This window comes from Streptomyces sp. CY-1, from assembly GCF_047218265.1.
Lineage (GTDB): Bacteria > Actinomycetota > Actinomycetes > Streptomycetales > Streptomycetaceae > Streptomyces > Streptomyces niphimycinicus.
Genome location: NZ_CP178393.1, coordinates 4951966 through 4969880, shown reverse-complemented (window position 1 = coordinate 4969880; position 17915 = coordinate 4951966). Strand labels below are relative to the sequence as shown.

The window sequence follows — 17915 nt, the reverse complement described above, 5'->3', positions numbered from 1 at the left end:
GCCGGAGCACTTGGAGGAGCCATGCCCGCCGCCTACGCGCTCGCGCATCTGCGCGGCCGCAGCCCGCACCCCGACATCATCGAGTACCTGGAACGGATCCAGGCCACCCTCGACCCCTTCCACGGCCGCTTCGTCATCCACGGCGGCGAGCTGGAGGTGGTCGAGGGGGAGTGGCCGGGCAGTGTGGTGCTGATCGAGTTCCCGGGCGGGATGGCGGACGCCCGCACCTGGTACGCCTCGCCCGCGTATCAGGACATCCTGCCGCTGCGCACGGACCACATCGAGGGCGTCGCGGTCCTGGTCGAGGGTGTCGACCCCGGCTACGACCCGCTGAAGCGGGCCGAGAAGCTCCGGTCCGCGGACCCCAGCGGGTACGCCCGCTGAGCGCTCCGCTGGAAGTGTCGCGACGCGTCGTCGGCCGACCGCGGCGCCGTCGTGGCTGGCCACGCGGCGGAGCCGCACATCGGCACAGCCCCGCGCCCCTTCCCGTCGCCGCCCGAACCGTAGCGGACTTCCTCCGACCTGCTTGGCGCGCACGCCACCCGGCGGGTCCTTCCCACGCCCCTGGGGGCGACGCGGCCGGGGGCCGGGGCGGAGCCCCGCACGCGGCGGAGCCGCAAATGTCAGGGTGTCGGGAAGGGGCGGGAGGGGAGCAGCCCGCCGCCGGCGTCAGCGCCCCACCGCGTATCCCTGCGCGCCCCGCGGATTCGCGGCGCCCAGCAGCACCCCCGTCTCCGGATCGCGGGCGACCGCGCACAGCCGTCCCTCCGACCAGGGCTCGCCGACCACCACATCGTGGCCGCGGCGGCGCAGCTCCGCGACGGCGGTCTCGCCGACCCGCGACTCCACGACCACCCGTCCCGCCGTCATCGCCCGCGGGTGGAAGGAGCCGGGGAAGGACTCCTGGTGCCAGTTGGGGGCGTCGATGGCGCCCTGGAGATCCAGTCCGGAGCGCACCGGCGCCCGCAGCGCGACCCCGAGGAAGAAGTGCGTGCTCCACTGGTCCTGCTGATCGCCGCCCGGCGTCCCGAAGGCCATGACGGGGGTGTCGCCGCGCAGCGCGAGCGAGGGGGTGAGCGTGGTGCGGGGGCGGCGGCCGGGGGTGAGGGAGTTGGGCAGCCCGGGGTCCAGCCAGGTCATCTGGAGCCGGGTGCCGAGCGGGAAGCCCAGCGCGGGGATGACGGGGTTGGACTGTAGCCAGCCGCCGCTGGGGGTGGCCGCGACCATGTTGCCCCAGCGGTCCACGACGTCGAGATGGCAGGTGTCGCCGCGCGTCACCCCGTCCGGCCCGACGGCCGGTTCGCCGTCGGCCCGTTCGCCCGGAGCCGATCCCCGAACGGCCGATCCCCCCACCGCCGGTCCGCCCAGCGCCGGCCCCAGGTCCGGTCCGCCGACCGTCGGCTCCCCGCCGCCCGGTCCGGCCGCCGGTCCTGCCGCCCCGGAGGCCGCGCGGGCCACGGCGGCCAGCGCCTGCTTGCTCAGCCGCGGCGTACGGCCTCCGGGGTGCCCGGGGCGCAGCTCGTACGAGGCCCGCTCGCCGATCAGCCGCCGCCGCTCGTCGTTGTACGGTCCGGAGAGCAGCTCCGCCAGCGGCACATCCGCGGCGTCCCCGTACCACGCCTCGCGGTCGGCCATGGCCAGCTTGCCGCCCTCGATCAGGGTGTGCAGAAAGTCGGGCGTGCCCAGGTCGTCCGCGGTCAGCCCGTCCGGCAGCAGGGCGAGTTGCTGGAGCAGCACCGGCCCCTGGCTCCAGGGCCCGGCCTTGCACACGGTCCAGCCGTTCCAGGAGTGGCTGACCGGCGCCTCGTACGTGGCCTCGAAGGCGGCCAGATCGTCCCCGGTGAGCGCCCCGGCGTGGCGCTGCCCGGACGAGTCCATCGCGGGCCGGGCCGCCGCGTCCGCCAGCTCCCGCGCGATGAAGCCCTCGCGCCAGACCCGGCGGGCCGCCTCGATCTGTGTCTCGCGCCCCGGCCCCGCCCCCTCCGCCTCGGCGATCAGCCGCCGCCAGGTGGCCGCCAGCGCGGGGTTGGTGAGCAGCCGCCCGGCGGCGGGGGACTCCCCGTCCGGCAGATACAGCTCGGCCGAGGTCGTCCACTCGGTCTCGAACAGCTCCCGTACCGCCTCGACCGTCTCCCCGATCCGCTCGACCGCGGGATGGCCGTGCTCGGCGTAGCCGATCGCGTACCGCAGCACCTCGGCGAGCCGCTTGGTCCCGTGGTCGCGCAGCAGCACCATCCAGGCGTCGAACGCACCGGGCACCGCCGCCGCGAGCGGGCCGGTGCCCGGGACGAGGTCGAGGCCGAGCGCCGTGTAGTGGTCGATGGTGGCCCCGGCGGGGGCCGGGCCCTGGCCGCACAGCACGGTGGGTTCGCCGCCCGCCGGGGCGAGGATGATCGGCACCTCACCGGCGGGCCCGTTCAGATGCGGCTCGACCACATGCAGGACGAACCCGGCGGCCACGGCCGCGTCGAAGGCGTTGCCGCCGTCCTCCAGGACGGCCATGGCGGACTGCGAGGCGAGCCAGTGGGTGGAGGACACCATGCCATGGGTGCCCTGGAGGGTGGGCCGGGTGGTGAACATGCGGCGGGCTCCTGATCTCGTACGGGGGTGCGGGGTGCGGGGGCGGGTGTGCGGGCGGATCTCAGGGGCTGAGGTGTCCTCAGGGGGCCGAGGCGTCCGGCGCCGTTCCGTCGTCCGCCACCAGATGGCAGGAGACCTGCCGACCGCCACCGCCCGCAAGCCCGCGCAGCACGGGCGGCTCGGTGCGGCAGCGGTCGACGGCGAGCGGACAGCGGGTGTGGAAGCGGCAGCCCGGGGGCGGATCCAGCGGGCTGGGCAGCTCCCCGCTGAGCACGATCCGGGCGCGCGACCGCTGCGCGGCCGGGTCCGGCACCGGCGCCGCGGACAGCAGTGCCTGGGTGTACGGATGCTTGGGGTCGGCGAACAGCTCGGCGGCCGGGGCCTGTTCCACCAACTGCCCCAGATACATCACCGCGATCCGGTCGGCGAGGTACTCGACCGCGGCCAGGTCATGGGTGATGAACAGACAGCCGAAGCGCCGCTCCCGCTGGAGATCCGCCAGCAGATTGAGCACGGACGCCTGAACGGAGACGTCCAGCGCCGACGTCGGCTCGTCGGCCACCAGCAACTGTGGATCGACCGACAGCGCGCGGGCGATCGAGACCCGCTGCCGCTGCCCGCCGGAGAGCTCATGGGGCCGCCGCCGCGCCAGTTCGGGCCGCAGCCCCACCTGGGCCAGCAGCGCGGCGACCCGGTCGCGCAGGGCGTCGCCGGACGCCAGGCGGTGCAGCCGCAGCGGCTGGGCGACGATGGCACCCACGGTCATCCGGGGGTCGAGCGAGGACGACGGGTCCTGGAAGACCAGGTGGAAGTCCTTGCGCAGCGGACGCAGCGCCCGCCTCGACAGCCGGGTCACCTCGCGGCCGTTGATCGTCACGCTGCCCGCGGTCGGCCGGTCCAGCCGTACGGCGCACCGCCCCACCGTCGACTTGCCGCTGCCGGACTCCCCGACCAGGCCGACGATCTCGCCCCGGCCGATGCTGAGGCTGACCCCGTCGACCGCCTTGACGGTCCCGGCCGGGCCGGTGAAGTGACGGACGAGGCCGCTGATGTCGAGCACGGCGTCATCCCGCGACGCCTCCACGGACGCGACGACGGCGGTCATGAGGCGGCCTCCTGATCGGGGCGTTCTGTCTGCTCTGTGCCTTCGGTCTGCTCGGGGCGGTCCGGCTGCCCGGAATCGACCGGCACCGGATACCAGCACGCCGCCTGATGCCGCCCGCGCAGCACCCGCAGCGCGGGCCGCTGCGCCCCGCACCGTTCATCGGCAGCGGAGCAGCGGGGCTGGAAGGTGCAGCGGTCGGGCTGTTCGGTGAGGCTCGGCACCAGCCCGGGGATCTCCTGGAGCCGCCCCCGTTCGCCCGCCGCCCGCCGCCGTCCGGGGACGGGCACGGCGCCGAGCAGCCCGCGGGTGTACGGATGGCGGGGCGCGGTGAACAGCTCGTCCACCGGGGCCTGTTCGACGCCCCGCCCCGCGTACATCACCAGCACCCGGTCGGCGATGTCGGCGACCACGCCCAGATCGTGGGTGATCAGCACGATGGCGGTGCCGAGCCGCTCCCGCAGGGACTGGAGCACCTCCAGGATGCCCGCCTGCACGGTGACGTCCAGCGCGGTGGTGGGCTCGTCGGCGATGAGTACGGCGGGGTCGCAGGCGATCGCGATGGCGATCATCACCCGCTGTCGCATACCGCCGCTGAGCTGGTGCGGATAGTCGCGGGCCCGCTGGGCGGGGGCGGGGATGCCGACGAGGTCGAGCACGTCCACGGCCCGTTCGCGCGCCGTGCGGCGGTCGAGGCCCTGATGGCGCCGGAGGACCTCGCCGACCTGGCGGCCGATGGTGAGGACGGGGTTCAGCGAGGTCATCGGCTCCTGGAAGATCATCGCGATCTCCCGGCCGCGGACGTCCCGCAGCTCCTTCTCGTCCGCCCCCACCAGCTCCCGTCCGCCCAGCCGGATGGAGCCGCCGACACGTGCGGTGGGCGGCAGCAGCCCCATCACGGCGGTGGAGGTCACGGACTTGCCGCAGCCGGACTCGCCGACCACGGCCAGTACTTCACCGGCGGCGATGTCGTACGACAGCCCGTCCACCGCGTGGACCACGCGGGTCGGGGTGCGGAAGACCACGGACAGGTCCCGCACGCTCAGGGCAGGGGGCGCGGGGGCGGTCATCTCTCCGGGGGCGGTCATCGGTTCTCTCCCGACGCGGCCATCGGCTCTCCCGACGTGGTCATCGGCTGTCTCCCTGGGGGTCGAGGATGTCGCGCAGCCCGTCCCCGAGCAGATTGAACGCGAGCGTCGCGGCGATGATCGTCAGCCCCGGGAAGACCGCCATCCAGGGCGCGGCGGCGATATACGCCTGGGCGCTGGAGAGCATCACCCCGAGCGAGGCGGACGGCGGCTGGATGCCGAGGCCGAGGAAGCTCAGCAGCGCCTCGCCGATGATCGCGGAGGGGATGCCCACGGTGGCCTGGACGGTCAGTGCGGACAGGGCGCCGGGCAGGATATGGCGGAAGAGCACGGTGCCGTCCCCGCCGCCGTTGGCCACGGCCGCCGCCACATAGTCGAGGTGCTTGAGCCGCAGCGTCTCCGCCCGGGTGATCCGGATGACGGCCGGGATCTGGGAGACGCCGACCGCGATCGTGGCGTTCAGCAGGGACGGACCGAGGATGGTGGCCAGGCCCACCGCCAGCACCAGGAAGGGGAAGGCGAGCAGGGTGTCGGTGAGCCGGGAGACCACCGAGTCGGCGAACCGCCCGTAGTAGCCCGCGATCAGCCCGAGCGGCACCCCGGCCGCGAAGGCCAGCGCCACCGCGAGCAGACCGATCTGGAGCGAGGCCCGCACCCCGTACACGACCCGGGAGAGCTGATCGCGGCCCAGGTCGTCGGTGCCCAGCCAGTGGGCCCAGCCCGGCTGCTGGAGGGCGGCCGAGAAGTCGGGCCGGGCCGGGTCGTACGGCGCGACGAGCGGTGCGAACAGCGCGATCAGCACCAGGATCGCGGCGGCCACGGCCCCGGTGAGGGCCAGCTTGTTACGGGTCAGCAGCCGGAGCCGGGACAGCGGCGCGAGCGGGCCCCGCTCCCGCTCCTCGGCGGCTGGAAGGGCGGTAGCGGCGGTGCTCACTGGGCACCTCCGAGCCGGATCCGGGGGTCGATCACCGAATAGGCCAGGTCGACCAGGAGGTTGACGAGGATGTAGGCGGCCGAGGTGAACAGCACCACGCCCTGCACCATCGCGTAGTCGCGGGAGAAGACCGCGTCGATGGTGAGCTTGCCGAAGCCCGGCAGCACGAAGATCTGCTCGGTGACGACCGCGCCCGAGATGAGGTGCCCGAGCTGGAGCCCGAGCACGGTCACCACGGTGACCAGGCTGTTGCGCAGCGCGTGCCCCATGATCACCTGACGGCCGGAGAGCCCCTTGGCGCGGGCCGTGCGCACGTAGTCGGCGGAGAGCGAGCCCAGCATGGCCGCGCGCGTCTGCCGCATCACGACCGCCGCCAGACCGGAGCCGAGGACGATCACCGGCAGCACCATATGGCGCAGGTTCTCCACCGGGTCCACGCCGAACGGCACGAAACCGGAGGCGGCGAAGACCGGCAGGGCGATGGCGAACGCGAGGACGAGCACGATGCCGAGCCAGAAGGCGGGCACCGAAAGCCCCAGCAGCGCCACCGCGTTGACCAGCCACTCTTCGGGTCTGCCGCGCCGCACCGCCGCCACCACCCCGGCGCCCACGCCGACCACGACCGCGAGCAGCAGGGCCAGGGCGGACAGTTCGAGGGTGACGGGCAGCGCCTCCAGGACCGAGTCCAGGACCGGCAGCCCGGTGCGGGAGGAGACGCCGAGGTCGCCGGTGGCGGCGTGCCGCACATAGCGCACGTACTGCACCACGATGTTGTCGTCCAGCCCGTAGCTCGCGCGGATCTGGGCGATCGCCTCGGGCGTGGGCTCCTCCCCGGCCAGCGCGGTGGCGGTGTCGCCGGGCAGCGCCCGTACACCGGCGAAGACCACGATGCTGACCAGGAAGAGGGTGATCAGCGATTCGCCGACGCGGCGGATCGGATAGGACATCAGTTCCCTCCCGTCGCGTATCCGGCGTCCTTCACGCGGATCAACCCGTCGCCGAAGACCTTCAGCCCGGCGACCTTCTTCGTCACGGACACGTAGTTGGTGGGCTGGATCAGATAGAGCACGGTGTGCTGGGCGCGGATGCGCTCGACGAGCCGGGCGTAGATCTTCCGGCGGGCGGCCTTGCCCGCGGTGGCGCCGCCCTCGGCGATCAGCCGGTCGATGGCGGGGTCGGAGAGGCCGCCGTAGTTCTGGGCGCCGCCGGTGCCGGCGAAGACGTCGATGTTGCCCGCCGGGTCGAGCCGTCCCGACCAGTTGGTCGTCGCCGCCTGGAAGTCGCCCGCGCGGGAGTGCTCCAGGCCGGTGGCGAACTCGGTCGGCGCCAGACTCACCGCGAAGCCCGCCTCCTTGGCCATGGCCTGGACGACCTGGCCCAGCCGGTTGTCCTCCGGGGTGGTGCTGATCTGAAGCCGCACCCGGACCGGGGTGGCCACCTTGGCGGCCTTGAGCAGCCGCTTGGCCTTGGCCAGGTCGCGGGCCGGGCAGCGGGCCCCGGTGGCGTAGGGGGTGCCGGAGGGGAGCGGGCCGCAGGTGGGCCGGTAGCGGTCCTGGAAGACGATGGTGTTGATGAGGGCGCGGTCCAGGGAGAGGTCGAACGCCTCGCGCACCCGCACATCCCGCGCGATCGGGGTGTCGATCCGGCCCGGCGGCGCCCCGGCGCCCTTGGTGTTGCCGATGTTGAGGGTCAGTCCGTAGTAGCCCAGCGAGGGGGAGTTGAAGAGCTGGAGCCCGGGTTCGGTGAGCGCCCTGCCCACCTGGACCGGGTCCATCTGGTCGCCGACCTGGATGTCACCGGACTGGAGATTCGCCAGCCGGACGTTGCCGTCGGTGATGGTGCGGTAGATGACCCGCCGCAGATGGACGGAGTCGGCGTCGTAGTAGTTCGGGTCCTTGTCGAGCACGATGCGGTCGCCGACCACCCGCTCGGCGTAGCGGAACGGGCCGACGCAGGTGGGGTGGCTGGCGAAGCCGTCGCCGTAGCGCTTCAGCGCCGTCGGCGACATCACCATGCCCGCGCGGTCGGCGAGCAGCGCGAGCAGCGGGACGTACGGCTTCTTCAGCCGCAGCCGTACGGTGTCGTCGCCGACCGCCCGAACCGAGGTGACGGGCTTCAGCTCGCTGGCGCGGACGGATCCGGGCAGGGTGCGGTGCCGGTCGAGGGAGGTCTTGACGGCCTTCGCGTCCATCCGGGTGCCGTCGGCGAACCGGACGCCGCGCCGCAGCTTGATGGTGACGGTGCGGCCCCCGTCGCCGGTGGTGGGCGGGGCGGCGGCGAGCTGCGGTACGAACCGGTCCCGGGCGTCGACGTCGTAGAGCTTCTCGCACATCGCGGCGAACACCGTGCGGCCCACGGCGGTGCTGGCCAGCGAGGGATCCAGCTTGTCCGGGTCCGATTTGAGGGCGATGGCCAGCGTTCCGCCGTCGCGGACGGGCCGGGGGTCGGTCATCCGGTCGGCGCCCACCTCGGCCGTGGGGGAGGCCAGGGACGCGCAGCCGGCGGTGGCGGCGACGACCAGCACGCACAGCACCCGGGCGGCGAGGGCGGCGGCGCGCGGTCGGTGGCGGGTGGGTGGGGGCCGGTCGCTGGGTCCGCTCGTTGTTTGGCGCATGGCGGGGTGCCTCACTGCTGGGGACGGAGAGCGCGCGCTGCGGTGCGGTCAGGATGGCGCAGGGACAGGCAATTGGTCCATTGGTAGGACCACATTGCTTCGGTGGACGGTAGCGGGCGGGCCCGGCGATTCGGGTTGCCCGCCTGTCACCACCTGGTTAAATCCCGCCGCGCCGGCGGCCGGGAGGACGCCGGGGGAGACGTCCGCCGGATATGAGACTCTGGACCACCGGCCGGACCGGAAAAGGCCAAAGGCCACAGGAAAGCTCGGGAAAGCCTGGAAGGGCCCGGAAAAGCCCGGGACGTTCGAGAAGCTCGCGAAGTTCGGACAGCGCGCGAAGCTCGGAAAGCGCGCGAAGTTCGCGAAGTTCGCGAAAGCTGAAGAAGGCGGAGGAAAGCCGGGAGATGGACTGGCGGCAACTGCGGCACTCCACCCTGTCGAGGCCGGACGCCCTGGCCGTCGGCCTGGAGCGGCTGATCCTGAGCGGAGAGCTGCCGCCCGGTTCCCGCGTCCCCCCGGAGCGGGAGCTCGCGGAGAGCCTCGGCGTCTCCCGGGGCTCGGTCCGCGAGGCGCTGCGCGCCCTCGCCTCCCGCGGACTGGTCGCCCGGCGCCCCGGCTCCGGCACCGTCGTACTCGACCCGGGGGCCACCCCGCGCGGCGACATCCTCGCCTCGGGGCTCGACGCCACGGCGGAGCTGTTGCAGGTCATGGAGGTACGCGCGTGTATCGAGCCGTCGGTGACCGCGCGTGCCGCCCGGCGGGCCACCCCCGCCGACATCGTCCAACTCCACGCCCTGCTGGACGCGATGCGACGGGAGCCCACGCGGCGCGAGTTCACCGACCTGGACCGCACCTTCCACCGCGCCATCGCCCAGTACACCCGCAACCCCCTGCTGCTGCGGCTGCTGGACCGGGTCTACGAGATCGGCGAGCCGGGGCGGCGCGAGACCTCACTGTCCGCCGCGCGGCGGCGCGCCACGATCGAGGAGCACCAGGCCATCCTGCGGGCGATCGAGGCCCGCGACCCGGAGGCGGCCCGTGCCGCCTCCGAGACGCATCTGGACTCGGTGCTGCACCGGATCGAGGAGCAGCGGCGGCGTACGGAGGCGCGGGGTGGGGGAGTCGAGGCGGGCGACGGGGGAGTCGAGGCGGACGGGAGGTGAGCCCGGCCGCCCGTACCGGCCCTAGGGGCGGACGTACCGGTCGGGCTTCCCCTGCGGCCAGTTGATGGTGAGGCTCTGGCCGTCGCCGCTGACCACCGCGGTGCCGCCGGAGATGGTCTCGCCCTGGCAGGTCATGGAGACGGCCATGCTCGCGCTGATCGTCCCGGGGCAGGACTTGCCCTGGTACCCCACGGTCAAGGAGCCGCCGGTCACGGTCATGACCAGCGGTTTGCCGTTCGGATCGCGCACCTCGGAGTACCACGTGCCCTGCACGCTCGCCGGGGCGCCCGCGCGGGTGGGTGCGGGGGCCCGCGTCTTCGGGGCCGTACGGCGGGGCGCCGGGGGGACGCCGTCGGCGGTGCGGGTGGCCCGGGGGCTGCTCGGGCTCGCGCCGGGGCTCTTCGCGGCGGGCTTCGTACGGCTCGGGCTGGGGCTCGCACCGGTGGGGGTGGCGGACGCGGTGCCGCGTTCCGCGCCGTCGCCCTTCTGGGCGGCCGCGGTCTTGTCGGAAGTGCCGGACGACTGGGCGCCCTTGTCGTCGTCCTTGCCGCAGCCGGTCAGCGCCAGCGCCAGCACCGCGACGGCCACGGTGGCGGCCGCATTCATTTTCCGCACGAGAATCCCTGATATTCCTGAGTGAACGGGGAAGGCATGAGGGAAGATCTTGACAGGCGGATCCGGAAAAACTCCATGGGTTCCCGCGATGTTCTCCAGGAAATGTGTACTGGAATCAGGATCAGTTTCTTGCCGCGATTTCTCGCGGCGCTCTTACGGAGGATTTCTCACGGTGCCGCCGGATCGGCGCCGGGCCCGAAGACCACCGACCACGGCCGGGGCCGACGGGTCTCATCCGAAGACTCCTCCGAAGGCGTGAGCAACCGCCTGGGCGGGCCTTCCCGCGCGATGACCTCCGCGGCGATCCGGGCGAACGCAGGCGCCGCCGGATGGGCCGAATGCACCTGCCATACGGCGGACATCCACAGCACCAGCGGACGGCCGGCCAGCGGGCGCCAGGCGGCCCGCGGCTCCTTGCCCGCCACCCGCCCGTCGTCGAACGCCACCCCGCGTCCCGATGCCACAAGACCCAGCAGGAATTCCGGATTACGGGCATGACGGACCGCGGGCGGGGTGAAACCGCCCTCCCGGCAGATATCGAGAATGCGGTCGTACCACCCCGGCGCCGCGGCCCGGGGAAAGAGAAACAGTTCATGGCCCGTAAGGTCCGCCAGCGCCACCTCGGAAAGCCGGGCCAGCGGGGAGGACCGGGGCAGTACGACCCCCAACTCGACCCCGGCGGACGGCCCCAGCACGAGATCGTCGGCGTCCGCCACCGGATGGTGCACCAGACCCACGTCCAGCCGGGCGGCGGCGAGCAGCCGCACCTGCTCGGCCGTGTCCACCTCCTGGAGGTCGATCCGCAGCCCCGGGAACTCCTGCGCGCACGCCGACAGCAGGGCGTGCAGCGTCCGGGCGGGCGTCTGCGGCGGTACGCCCGCCCGCAGCGTGCCCAGTTCGCCCTCGCGGACCCGCGCCATGACCGTACGCAACCGCTCCTCGCGGGCGAGCAGTTCGCGCGCCTCCTCCAGCAGCAGCGCACCGGCGGCGGTGAGCCGCACCTGGCGGGCCGAGCGGTCGAACAGCTCAAGGCCCAACTCCCGCTCCAGCCGCCGGATGGACTGGCTCAGCGGCGGCTGTGCCATGCCGAGGAGATCGGCGGCGCGGCTGAAGTGCAGCTCCTCCGCGACGACAATGAACAGGCGCAGGTGGCGTATGAGATCCACCGGCCGACCCTATGCGACACCGGAGGGACGAGGGCGGCGGACGGACGAGGGGAGCGTTGGACGGACGAGGGGAGCGTTGGACGTGGGGGACTCGGTGGACACGGCGCCGGTCGACACGGCGCTGACCGAGAAGCGGATCGCGGAGGTGTTCGCGGAGACGGACGCCGGGGCCCGGCTGCACGCGGTGGACATCGACGCGCCCGGGCGCGAGATGGGCCTCGGCGCGGACGACCAGGTCGTCATCGCGTCCGTGTTCAAGATCCTGCTGGTGCTGGAGTTCGCCCGGCAGGCCGACGCCGGACAGCTCGATCCCCGCGAGCGGGTGGTCATCACCGCCCCCGACCGCCTCGGTGGCTGGGGCACCGCGGGCTGCGCCGACGATGTCGAGATGTCCCTGCGCGACCTGGCGTACTTCGCCCTGTCGGTGAGCGACAACTCCGCCGCGGACGCGCTGATGCGCCGGATCGGCCTCGACACCGTGCGGCTGCTGGCGGCCGAACTGGGCCTGGACCGCACGCGGATCGTCGGCGGGCCCCGGGAGCTGCTGGAGTCGATGTTCGAGGATGCGGGCGCGACGGACGAGGGGGAGTTCGCCGCCGTCTATCCGACGCTGACCTTCGAGCGGCTGCGCCGCTTCCGCGTCCTGGACCCTGGGCACACCACCTCCAGCACACCCCGCGACATCACCACCCTGCTGCGCCTGATCTGGCGGGACCGGGCCGGTTCCCCGGCGGCGTGCGCGCTGGTGCGGGAGCTGATGTCCCGGCAGGTCTTCCGGCAGCGGCTGGCCTCCGGCTTCCCCGATGACGTCCTGGTCGCGGCGAAGACGGGCACGCTGCCGAGCCTGCACATCGAGGCGGGCGTCGTCCGCTACCCGGACGGCGGCCGGTACGCGGTCGCCGTGTTCGCCCGTACGGCCTCGGCCGCGGCGGCGCGTACGGCGGTGGACGCGGCGATCGGACGGGCGGCGCGGCTGGCGGTGGACGCGCTCAGACGCCGCTGACCTGGCCTGATACCGAACCGGATATGGCTGGAGTGCCGTGCCGATCTTGGACGGTGGGCCGGGGGAGCTGCTCTGCTGTGCCCATGACCGCCAACAGAGCATCGCGCTTCAACCGCCGTCTGCTGATCCGGGGAGCGGCGGCAGGCGCGGCCGTACCCGCCGTCCTCCCCACGGCCGCCCAGGCGGCCACCGGGGCGGCACCGAGCGCTTCCAGGCCCTCCGACGCGAAGACCTCGGACCCAGGGACCTCGAACGCGAAGACTTCGAATCCAGGGACCTCGAACGCGAAGACCTCGGACGCGACCTTCCAATGGCTCGGTACGAGCGGCTGGCGCATCGACACCGGCGGCGGCCGGACGATCCTCTTCGATCCCTATCTGAGCCGCTTCGAAACCGGGCTCTTCAAGAAGAGCTTCAATCCGAAGACGCCGCTGACGACGGACGGCGCGACCATCGACCGCCATATGGGCCGCCCCGAGCTGATCCTGGTCAGCCACAGCCACTGGGACCACCTCAACGACGTCCCCTACATCGCCGAGGCCGCCCCGGACGCGCGGATCGTCGGCACCGAGACCACGTACCACCTGCTCCGGGCCCTCGGCGTCGACAAGGCCCGGATCGCCGTGGTCAGGGGCGGTGAGGTGCTGGACTTCGACGGCCTGGTGGTCGAGGCGGTCGCCGGCCGCCACAGCCGCAACGACTCGTACAGCTACTTCGCCCCCGGCACCCTCACCGGCCCCCCGCCCCGCCCCCAGACCATCTCCGACCTCCCGGAAGGCGACACCCTCGCCTTCCACGTGACGCTGCCCGACGGGCTCTCGGCCTTCCTCATGGGAGCGAGCGACTTCAGCGAACGGGACACCGCCGGTCTGCGCCCCGACGTGGCCATGATCGCCACCCCCGGCACCACCGCCACCCACCGCTACGTCCCCCGCCTGCTGGAGGCGCTCGACTACCCCGCCACCGTGGTCCCCGTGCACTGGGACAACTTCGAACTCCCCCTGGACGAGGGCGCCCACCGCGATCCCACGATCGACCTGGACGGTTTCATCGCCCGGATCCGCGAGGCCGGCCCCGGCTCCCGCATCCTGCTGCCGGAGTACGCGACGCCGTACCGCTTCTGACCCGCTCGCGCCTGGGCGACGGGCTGTACGGCCCGTCCCTACGACCTGATCCCGACACCCCCACCCACGACGATGTTCTCCCCGGTGATGAACCCGGCCGCGTCCGAGGCGAGGAACGCCACGAGTTCGGCGACCTCTTCGCTCGTCCCGAACCTCCCGAGGGGGACCTGGGCGACCGTGGCCTTGGCGATCTCTTCCAGCACTTCGGCCGGCACTCCTTGTTTGGCCCAGATTCCGGTGTCGATCGGGCCGGGGCTGACGGCGTTGACCCGAATGCGCCGGGGAGCCAGTTCAAGGGCGAGAGACGGCACCATGGAAAGCAGGGCGCCCTTGGTGGCGGCGCTGACGGCGGCCCCACTGGGAATTCCCCTGGTGGCGCCGATCCCTACATTGAAAATGATGGAACCCCCTTCATGGAGCAGCGGGAGGGCCTTTTGGAGGGTGAAGAACTGGCCTTTGACATTGACGCTGAAAAGGTCGTCGTAGGCGGCCTCGTCGAATGCGTCGGATTCGATCGGTAGCATGCGGACGATGGCGGCGTTGAGAAATACGGCATCGAGTCCGCCGAAGCGCTCACGGATTACCTCGACGAGGCGGTCGGTATCGGCCAGTGAGCGGGCGTCGGCGCGCACCGTGACCACCCCTTCGGGGAATTCCTTCTCGGCCGCGGCGATGGTGTCGGGGTTCTGTCCGGTGACGACCACCTGATAGCCACGACGATGGAGGGATTCGGCGGCGGCCTTTCCGATTCCGCTGGTGCCACCGGTGATCAGGGCTACGGGTGCGGACATGCGTCTCTCCTCGCTGCTGCGAAAAACTCGCTGCTACAAAAAAAGGGGGGAACTGCGACGGACTGCGTAACGCCACGCTAGGAACGGCCCCGGGCCCGCGTCCAAGACCTGTTCCGCATCCGGAGATACGAGTCAGGCATCACCACAGCTCAAGGCGATTACCCAGTAGCCGCCGACGAGTCGGCGCGGCTAGCGTGAGGGCATGGCAGACACCCCGCCTCCGGTGGATCTCGATCTTCGGCTGGTGCGGTATTTCACCGTCGTCGCCGAGTACCGGCACTTCCGCCGCGCCGCCGAGGCCCTCCACATCACCCAGCCGTCCCTGAGCCGGCAGATCCGCCGGCTCGAACGACACCTGGGGGCCAGGCTGATCGACCGCACCCCGCAGGGCAGCAAGCTCACCGAGGCCGGGGAGGTCTTCCTGCCCCGCGCCAAGGCGCTGCTGCGATCCGCCGCGCAGGCCGCGGCCCACACCCGGGCCGCCGCCGAGCCGAGCCGGATCACCATCGGCTTCATCATGAACGTCATCGTCACCCCGGCGGTGCGCGAGCTGCGCCACCGCAATCCGGACGCCGACGTCCGCACCCTGCATCTGACCTGGAACGACGCACGGGCCGCCCTGCTCGACCACCGGGTGGACGCGGCGGTGACCCGGCTGCCGTTCCCGACCGGTGAGCTCCAGGTGACGGTCCTCTACGACGAGCCCCGGGTGCTGGTGGTGCCCGTCGACCACCCATTGGCCGGGAAGGAGTCGGTCACCGTCGCCGATATCGCCGACGAACCCCTGATCCGGGGGGCCGACCCGGTCTGGAACGCCTTCTGGCGCATCGACCCCCGCCCCGACGGCAGCCGCGCACCCGACGGCCCCCTCGCCGAGGGTGTGGAGGACAAGCTCGAACTCATCGCCTCAGGGCAGGCCGTGACCATCGCACCCGGCGCCTACAGCCAGGGCCTCCGCCCCGATCTCGCCATGGTCCCGCTGCTCGGGGTCGAGCCGAGTCATGTGGTGCTGGCCACCCGCGCCGACGACAACAGCCGCCTCGTGGCGGCCTTCCGCAAGTACGCCCGGGCCCACCTCACCGGTCCGCCCTCGGCCGGCTCAAAGGTCACTCGGTGAACAATGAGTTAAGCAGTTCAAAATAGACGGTTGCCGCAATGGAACTTTCCCTGGCGCAACTCCCTTTGAAAAAGGGGATGACCTGCGCCTGCGGGAAACTAGGGGAATCCCGGTGCAACCGCTTGTCGTCAATCTTGGTCTACCAGGGCGATCGGAAACACCAAATCGCCGATCACCGGCGTCCGATGACCATATCGGCACTTTCTCCGGTTTGATCGGCACTGATTGCACGAAGGGCCACACCCCTATGCGCATGTACCGGACCATGGCCGCTACGGCCACCCTCGCTCTCGCCCTGGGCGGAGCCGCCCTCGCGGCACCCGCCGCCCAGGCGGCCGCGACGACTTCGGGCTCCCTCGTCCACGAGGACGGTGAGCTCTGGTACAAGGCCGCCGCGGGACAGAAGAACAACCTGTCGGTCTCCGAGCAGATCGTCAGCCGTGGCGAATTCGAGGACTATTACGTCCTCACCTTCCGCGACAACGGTGAGATCACCATCGGTGCGGAAGCGGCGGACTGGGACGAGTGCGCCTACCCGACCGCGAGCGACCACACCGTCGCCCGGTGCGCGGTGGAAATCCCGCAGAACTCCGACGACTCGGATGACTACGACGTCGACCTCGGTGACGGCGACGACACCATCAAACTCGACGCCGACAGCAATGCCTACGCCGGAATTCACGGCGGCGCCGGCAACGACGTCCTCAAGGGCAACGCGTCGCCGACCTTCTACGGCGACGCCGGCAACGACAGGATCGACGGCGGCGGCGGTGTCATGGGCTTCGGCGCCTACGGCGGCGACGGCGACGACACCATCACCAACTGCGTGCAGGAATGCCACGGTGACGCCGGCAACGACACCATCACCGGCGGCTCCGAGGACAACGTCCTGCGCGGCGGCACCGGCAAGGACATCCTGCGCGGCGGCAAGGGCGCCGACGCCATCTACGGTGACCAGGACGACGACACGCTGTACGGCGAGGACGGCGACGACACGATCTACGGCAACAGCGGCAACGATGTGCTGTGGGGCGGCAAGGGCAACGACACCCTCTCCGGTGGCCCGGGCCGCAACGAGGTGCACCAGGACTAAGCGCTCCGCTGGAAGTGTCGCGATGCGTCGTCGGCCGGCTGCGGCGCCGTCGTGGCTGGTCGCGCAGTTCCCCGCGCCCCTTCGGGGCGCTGCCCGAACCCTAGCGGACTGCCTCTGACCTGCTTGGCTTCACCAGAACCAGGTCCACCAGGACCGGTTCGACCTGACGGCAGGGCCTCCCGGGCGGCTCGGGGCCGCGCACCCGCACCGCGGGCCACCGCGCCCCGGGCCACCGGAGGCCCTGCCGTCGCGTCTCCCGCCCGGCCGCGCCGCCCTACTTGCCCCAGATCTTGCGGTACGCCTGCCGATAGCCCTCCGAGTCCCAGGACAGTGCCCCGCCGCTGTTGGCGGCGGTGGTGATGTGCACCGCGGGGACATATCCGCTGGCGGGCTTGTCCGCGAAGGCCCGGTTGAACTCGTCGACGATCTGCCAGCCCTGTTCGGTGAGCGGCTCGGGCACCGTGGCGGCCTGGAACCGCTCCCCGTTGACGCGCTGGAAGGCCGACGGATCGCCGTCCCCCGCGCCGATGTTGAACGGGGCGCCCGCGCCGTCCTTGCCCGCGGCGCGCAGGGCGGCCGCGGCGTGCTGGAAGTACAGGTCGTTGATGGCGGCCGAGTAGGTCCACTTGTCCCCGTAGCGGGAGAGCAGCGAGCGGACTTCCCCGATGGCGCGCTTGTTGACCTCGGGTATCGGCATGTTCTGGTAGCTCAGCAGCTTGACGTCGGAGCAGGTGGCCAGCTCCTTCTTGATCAGGTCCGACTTGTGCTTGGCGAAGGGGACCGTGGCGTCGGTGAAGAGCACCACCCCCGCGCGGCCGCCCGAGCGGGCGATGATCCAGTCGGCGCTGATCTTCGCGACGTCCTCGACCCGGGTGGTGATGTTGCTGAACAGGGCGGGGTCCCCGTCGGGGCCGGGGGTCGGGACGGAGTGCCAGCCGATCACCGGAATGCCCGCCGCCTTGGCCTGCTTGATCTCGTCGGAGACGCTGCCGGGGTCGAAACCGGCGATGGCGATGCCGTCCGGCTTCATTGCCAGCGCCTTCTTGAAGGCGGCCCGGTAACCGGCGGGTGTGCCCTGGCCGTTGAGGGTGCGGGCGCTCCACCGCAGGAGGCCGGCGGCTTCCTGGACGCCCTGGGCGACCCCGGCGGGGCCGGGGTTGGAGAGGTCATGGGCGATGAAGACGACGCTCTTGCCGTGACCGGCCGCCTCGGGCCCGGTGGTGGGGCCCTTCCAGGGGGCGTCGGCGGCCTCCGCCATCTTGACGGCTTGTTTTGCTCTGGTGAGGGCGGTGGGGCAGCCGGGCTCGGCGGAGCTCCGGTGGGACGAGGTGGAGGCGGCGCCGGGCTCGCAGCCGGCGGTGGCCACGGCCAGCAGCGCGATGGCCGTCAGGGCCGCCTTGCGGGTGGGGTGCACGGGTCTCCTCGCAGGGCACGGAGGGTTCGGAGAGTACGGGCCGGGGGCCCGCCGGGGGTGAGCCGGGGGCTGGGAGGAGACAGGTTACGGGGGTCGGCGGCGCGCGGGGCA

Annotated in this window: 16 protein-coding genes; 6 read left to right on the top strand and 10 right to left on the bottom strand. The window is 72.2% G+C overall.

Going from position 1 to position 17915, the window contains the following annotated elements; genetic code table 11:
* Positions 1 to 21 precede the first annotated feature (21 nt).
* Positions 22 to 384 (top strand): DUF1330 domain-containing protein, encoded by a 363-nt coding sequence (locus ACK1X7_RS21145; RefSeq protein WP_385138827.1) that lies wholly within the window; start codon positions 22 to 24, stop codon positions 382 to 384.
* Positions 385 to 669: 285 nt separating this feature from the next.
* Here the strand turns inward: ACK1X7_RS21145 and ACK1X7_RS21140 are convergent, their stop codons facing one another.
* The 6 genes from ACK1X7_RS21140 to ACK1X7_RS21115 all read right to left on the bottom strand — a co-directional run bounded on the left by ACK1X7_RS21140 (position 670) and on the right by ACK1X7_RS21115 (position 8318).
* Positions 670 to 2580 carry a gamma-glutamyltransferase family protein gene (locus tag ACK1X7_RS21140; RefSeq protein WP_413115511.1) on the bottom strand — a complete coding sequence of 637 codons (1911 nt, stop codon included), beginning with the start codon at positions 2578 to 2580 and terminating at the stop codon, positions 670 to 672.
* A 79-nt stretch (positions 2581 to 2659) separates the two neighbouring features.
* Positions 2660 to 3685 (bottom strand): ABC transporter ATP-binding protein, encoded by a 1026-nt coding sequence (locus ACK1X7_RS21135; RefSeq protein WP_390792146.1) that lies wholly within the window; start codon positions 3683 to 3685, stop codon positions 2660 to 2662.
* Positions 3682 to 4770 (bottom strand): ABC transporter ATP-binding protein, encoded by a 1089-nt coding sequence (locus ACK1X7_RS21130; RefSeq protein WP_385138835.1) that lies wholly within the window; start codon positions 4768 to 4770, stop codon positions 3682 to 3684. Before ACK1X7_RS21130 ends, ACK1X7_RS21135 begins: the two co-directional genes overlap by 4 nt.
* A 40-nt stretch (positions 4771 to 4810) precedes the next feature.
* Positions 4811 to 5626: an ABC transporter permease gene (locus ACK1X7_RS21125; protein ID WP_413116898.1), complete on the bottom strand. Its 816-nt coding sequence runs from the start codon at positions 5624 to 5626 to the stop codon at positions 4811 to 4813.
* A gap of 74 nt (positions 5627 to 5700) precedes the next feature.
* Positions 5701 to 6651: an ABC transporter permease gene (locus ACK1X7_RS21120; RefSeq protein ID WP_385138838.1), complete on the bottom strand. Its 951-nt coding sequence runs from the start codon at positions 6649 to 6651 to the stop codon at positions 5701 to 5703.
* A complete protein-coding gene (locus tag ACK1X7_RS21115; protein WP_385138841.1) occupies positions 6651 to 8318 on the bottom strand; it encodes an ABC transporter substrate-binding protein in 1668 nt (555 codons plus the stop codon). Before ACK1X7_RS21115 ends, ACK1X7_RS21120 begins: the two co-directional genes overlap by 1 nt.
* A gap of 404 nt (positions 8319 to 8722) precedes the next feature.
* Here ACK1X7_RS21115 and ACK1X7_RS21110 point away from each other — a divergent pair, with 404 nt between their 5' ends.
* Entirely contained in the window at positions 8723 to 9481 is a 759-nt protein-coding gene (locus ACK1X7_RS21110) for a FadR/GntR family transcriptional regulator (RefSeq protein WP_390792142.1), read from the top strand.
* Between the two features lie 21 nt (positions 9482 to 9502).
* Here the strand turns inward: ACK1X7_RS21110 and ACK1X7_RS21105 are convergent, their stop codons facing one another.
* Together ACK1X7_RS21105 and ACK1X7_RS21100 are read right to left on the bottom strand one after the other, a co-directional pair.
* Entirely contained in the window at positions 9503 to 10096 is a 594-nt protein-coding gene (locus ACK1X7_RS21105) for a hypothetical protein (RefSeq protein WP_385138847.1), read from the bottom strand.
* Positions 10097 to 10263: 167 nt separating this feature from the next.
* Positions 10264 to 11262 (bottom strand): LysR family transcriptional regulator, encoded by a 999-nt coding sequence (locus ACK1X7_RS21100; RefSeq protein WP_413115510.1) that lies wholly within the window; start codon positions 11260 to 11262, stop codon positions 10264 to 10266.
* A gap of 121 nt (positions 11263 to 11383) precedes the next feature.
* Between ACK1X7_RS21100 and ACK1X7_RS21095 the strand changes: the two genes are divergently transcribed.
* Both ACK1X7_RS21095 and ACK1X7_RS21090 read left to right on the top strand, forming a co-directional pair.
* Positions 11384 to 12265 carry a serine hydrolase gene (locus tag ACK1X7_RS21095; protein ID WP_385138923.1) on the top strand — a complete coding sequence of 294 codons (882 nt, stop codon included), beginning with the start codon at positions 11384 to 11386 and terminating at the stop codon, positions 12263 to 12265.
* Positions 12266 to 12348: 83 nt separating this feature from the next.
* Complete coding sequence (locus ACK1X7_RS21090; protein WP_385138853.1) at positions 12349 to 13389, top strand: MBL fold metallo-hydrolase; 1041 nt, start codon at positions 12349 to 12351, stop codon at positions 13387 to 13389.
* A gap of 38 nt (positions 13390 to 13427) precedes the next feature.
* On the opposite strand, the gene ACK1X7_RS21085 is transcribed toward ACK1X7_RS21090, so the two are convergent.
* Positions 13428 to 14180, bottom strand: coding sequence for an SDR family oxidoreductase (locus ACK1X7_RS21085; RefSeq protein WP_413115509.1), 753 nt, complete (start codon positions 14178 to 14180; stop codon positions 13428 to 13430).
* 202 nt (positions 14181 to 14382) lie between these two features.
* Here ACK1X7_RS21085 and ACK1X7_RS21080 point away from each other — a divergent pair, with 202 nt between their 5' ends.
* Both ACK1X7_RS21080 and ACK1X7_RS21075 read left to right on the top strand, forming a co-directional pair.
* Complete coding sequence (locus ACK1X7_RS21080; protein ID WP_385138859.1) at positions 14383 to 15297, top strand: LysR family transcriptional regulator; 915 nt, start codon at positions 14383 to 14385, stop codon at positions 15295 to 15297.
* A gap of 253 nt (positions 15298 to 15550) precedes the next feature.
* On the top strand, positions 15551 to 16390 hold the full coding sequence (locus ACK1X7_RS21075) for a calcium-binding protein (protein WP_390792137.1): 840 nt from the start codon (positions 15551 to 15553) through the stop codon (positions 16388 to 16390).
* Positions 16391 to 16664: 274 nt separating this feature from the next.
* Here ACK1X7_RS21075 and ACK1X7_RS21070 read toward each other — a convergent pair whose 3' ends face one another.
* Positions 16665 to 17804 (bottom strand): substrate-binding domain-containing protein, encoded by a 1140-nt coding sequence (locus ACK1X7_RS21070; protein ID WP_385138865.1) that lies wholly within the window; start codon positions 17802 to 17804, stop codon positions 16665 to 16667.
* Between the last annotated feature and the right edge of the window lie 111 nt (positions 17805 to 17915).

What these genes read in the sequence shown, in the direction of transcription:
- ACK1X7_RS21145 (WP_385138827.1), top strand. Translation starts at nt 22, where the DNA reads ATGCCCGCCGCCTACGCGCTCGCGCATCTGCGCGGCCGCAGCCCGCAC.
- ACK1X7_RS21140 (WP_413115511.1), bottom strand. Translation starts at nt 2,580, where the DNA reads ATGTTCACCACCCGGCCCACCCTCCAGGGCACCCATGGCATGGTGTCC.
- ACK1X7_RS21135 (WP_390792146.1), bottom strand. Translation starts at nt 3,685, where the DNA reads ATGACCGCCGTCGTCGCGTCCGTGGAGGCGTCGCGGGATGACGCCGTG.
- ACK1X7_RS21130 (WP_385138835.1), bottom strand. Translation starts at nt 4,770, where the DNA reads ATGACCGCCCCCGGAGAGATGACCGCCCCCGCGCCCCCTGCCCTGAGC.
- ACK1X7_RS21120 (WP_385138838.1), bottom strand. Translation starts at nt 6,651, where the DNA reads ATGTCCTATCCGATCCGCCGCGTCGGCGAATCGCTGATCACCCTCTTC.
- ACK1X7_RS21115 (WP_385138841.1), bottom strand. Translation starts at nt 8,318, where the DNA reads ATGCGCCAAACAACGAGCGGACCCAGCGACCGGCCCCCACCCACCCGC.
- ACK1X7_RS21110 (WP_390792142.1), top strand. Translation starts at nt 8,723, where the DNA reads ATGGACTGGCGGCAACTGCGGCACTCCACCCTGTCGAGGCCGGACGCC.
- ACK1X7_RS21090 (WP_385138853.1), top strand. Translation starts at nt 12,349, where the DNA reads ATGACCGCCAACAGAGCATCGCGCTTCAACCGCCGTCTGCTGATCCGG.
- ACK1X7_RS21085 (WP_413115509.1), bottom strand. Translation starts at nt 14,180, where the DNA reads ATGTCCGCACCCGTAGCCCTGATCACCGGTGGCACCAGCGGAATCGGA.
- ACK1X7_RS21080 (WP_385138859.1), top strand. Translation starts at nt 14,383, where the DNA reads ATGGCAGACACCCCGCCTCCGGTGGATCTCGATCTTCGGCTGGTGCGG.
- ACK1X7_RS21075 (WP_390792137.1), top strand. Translation starts at nt 15,551, where the DNA reads ATGTACCGGACCATGGCCGCTACGGCCACCCTCGCTCTCGCCCTGGGC.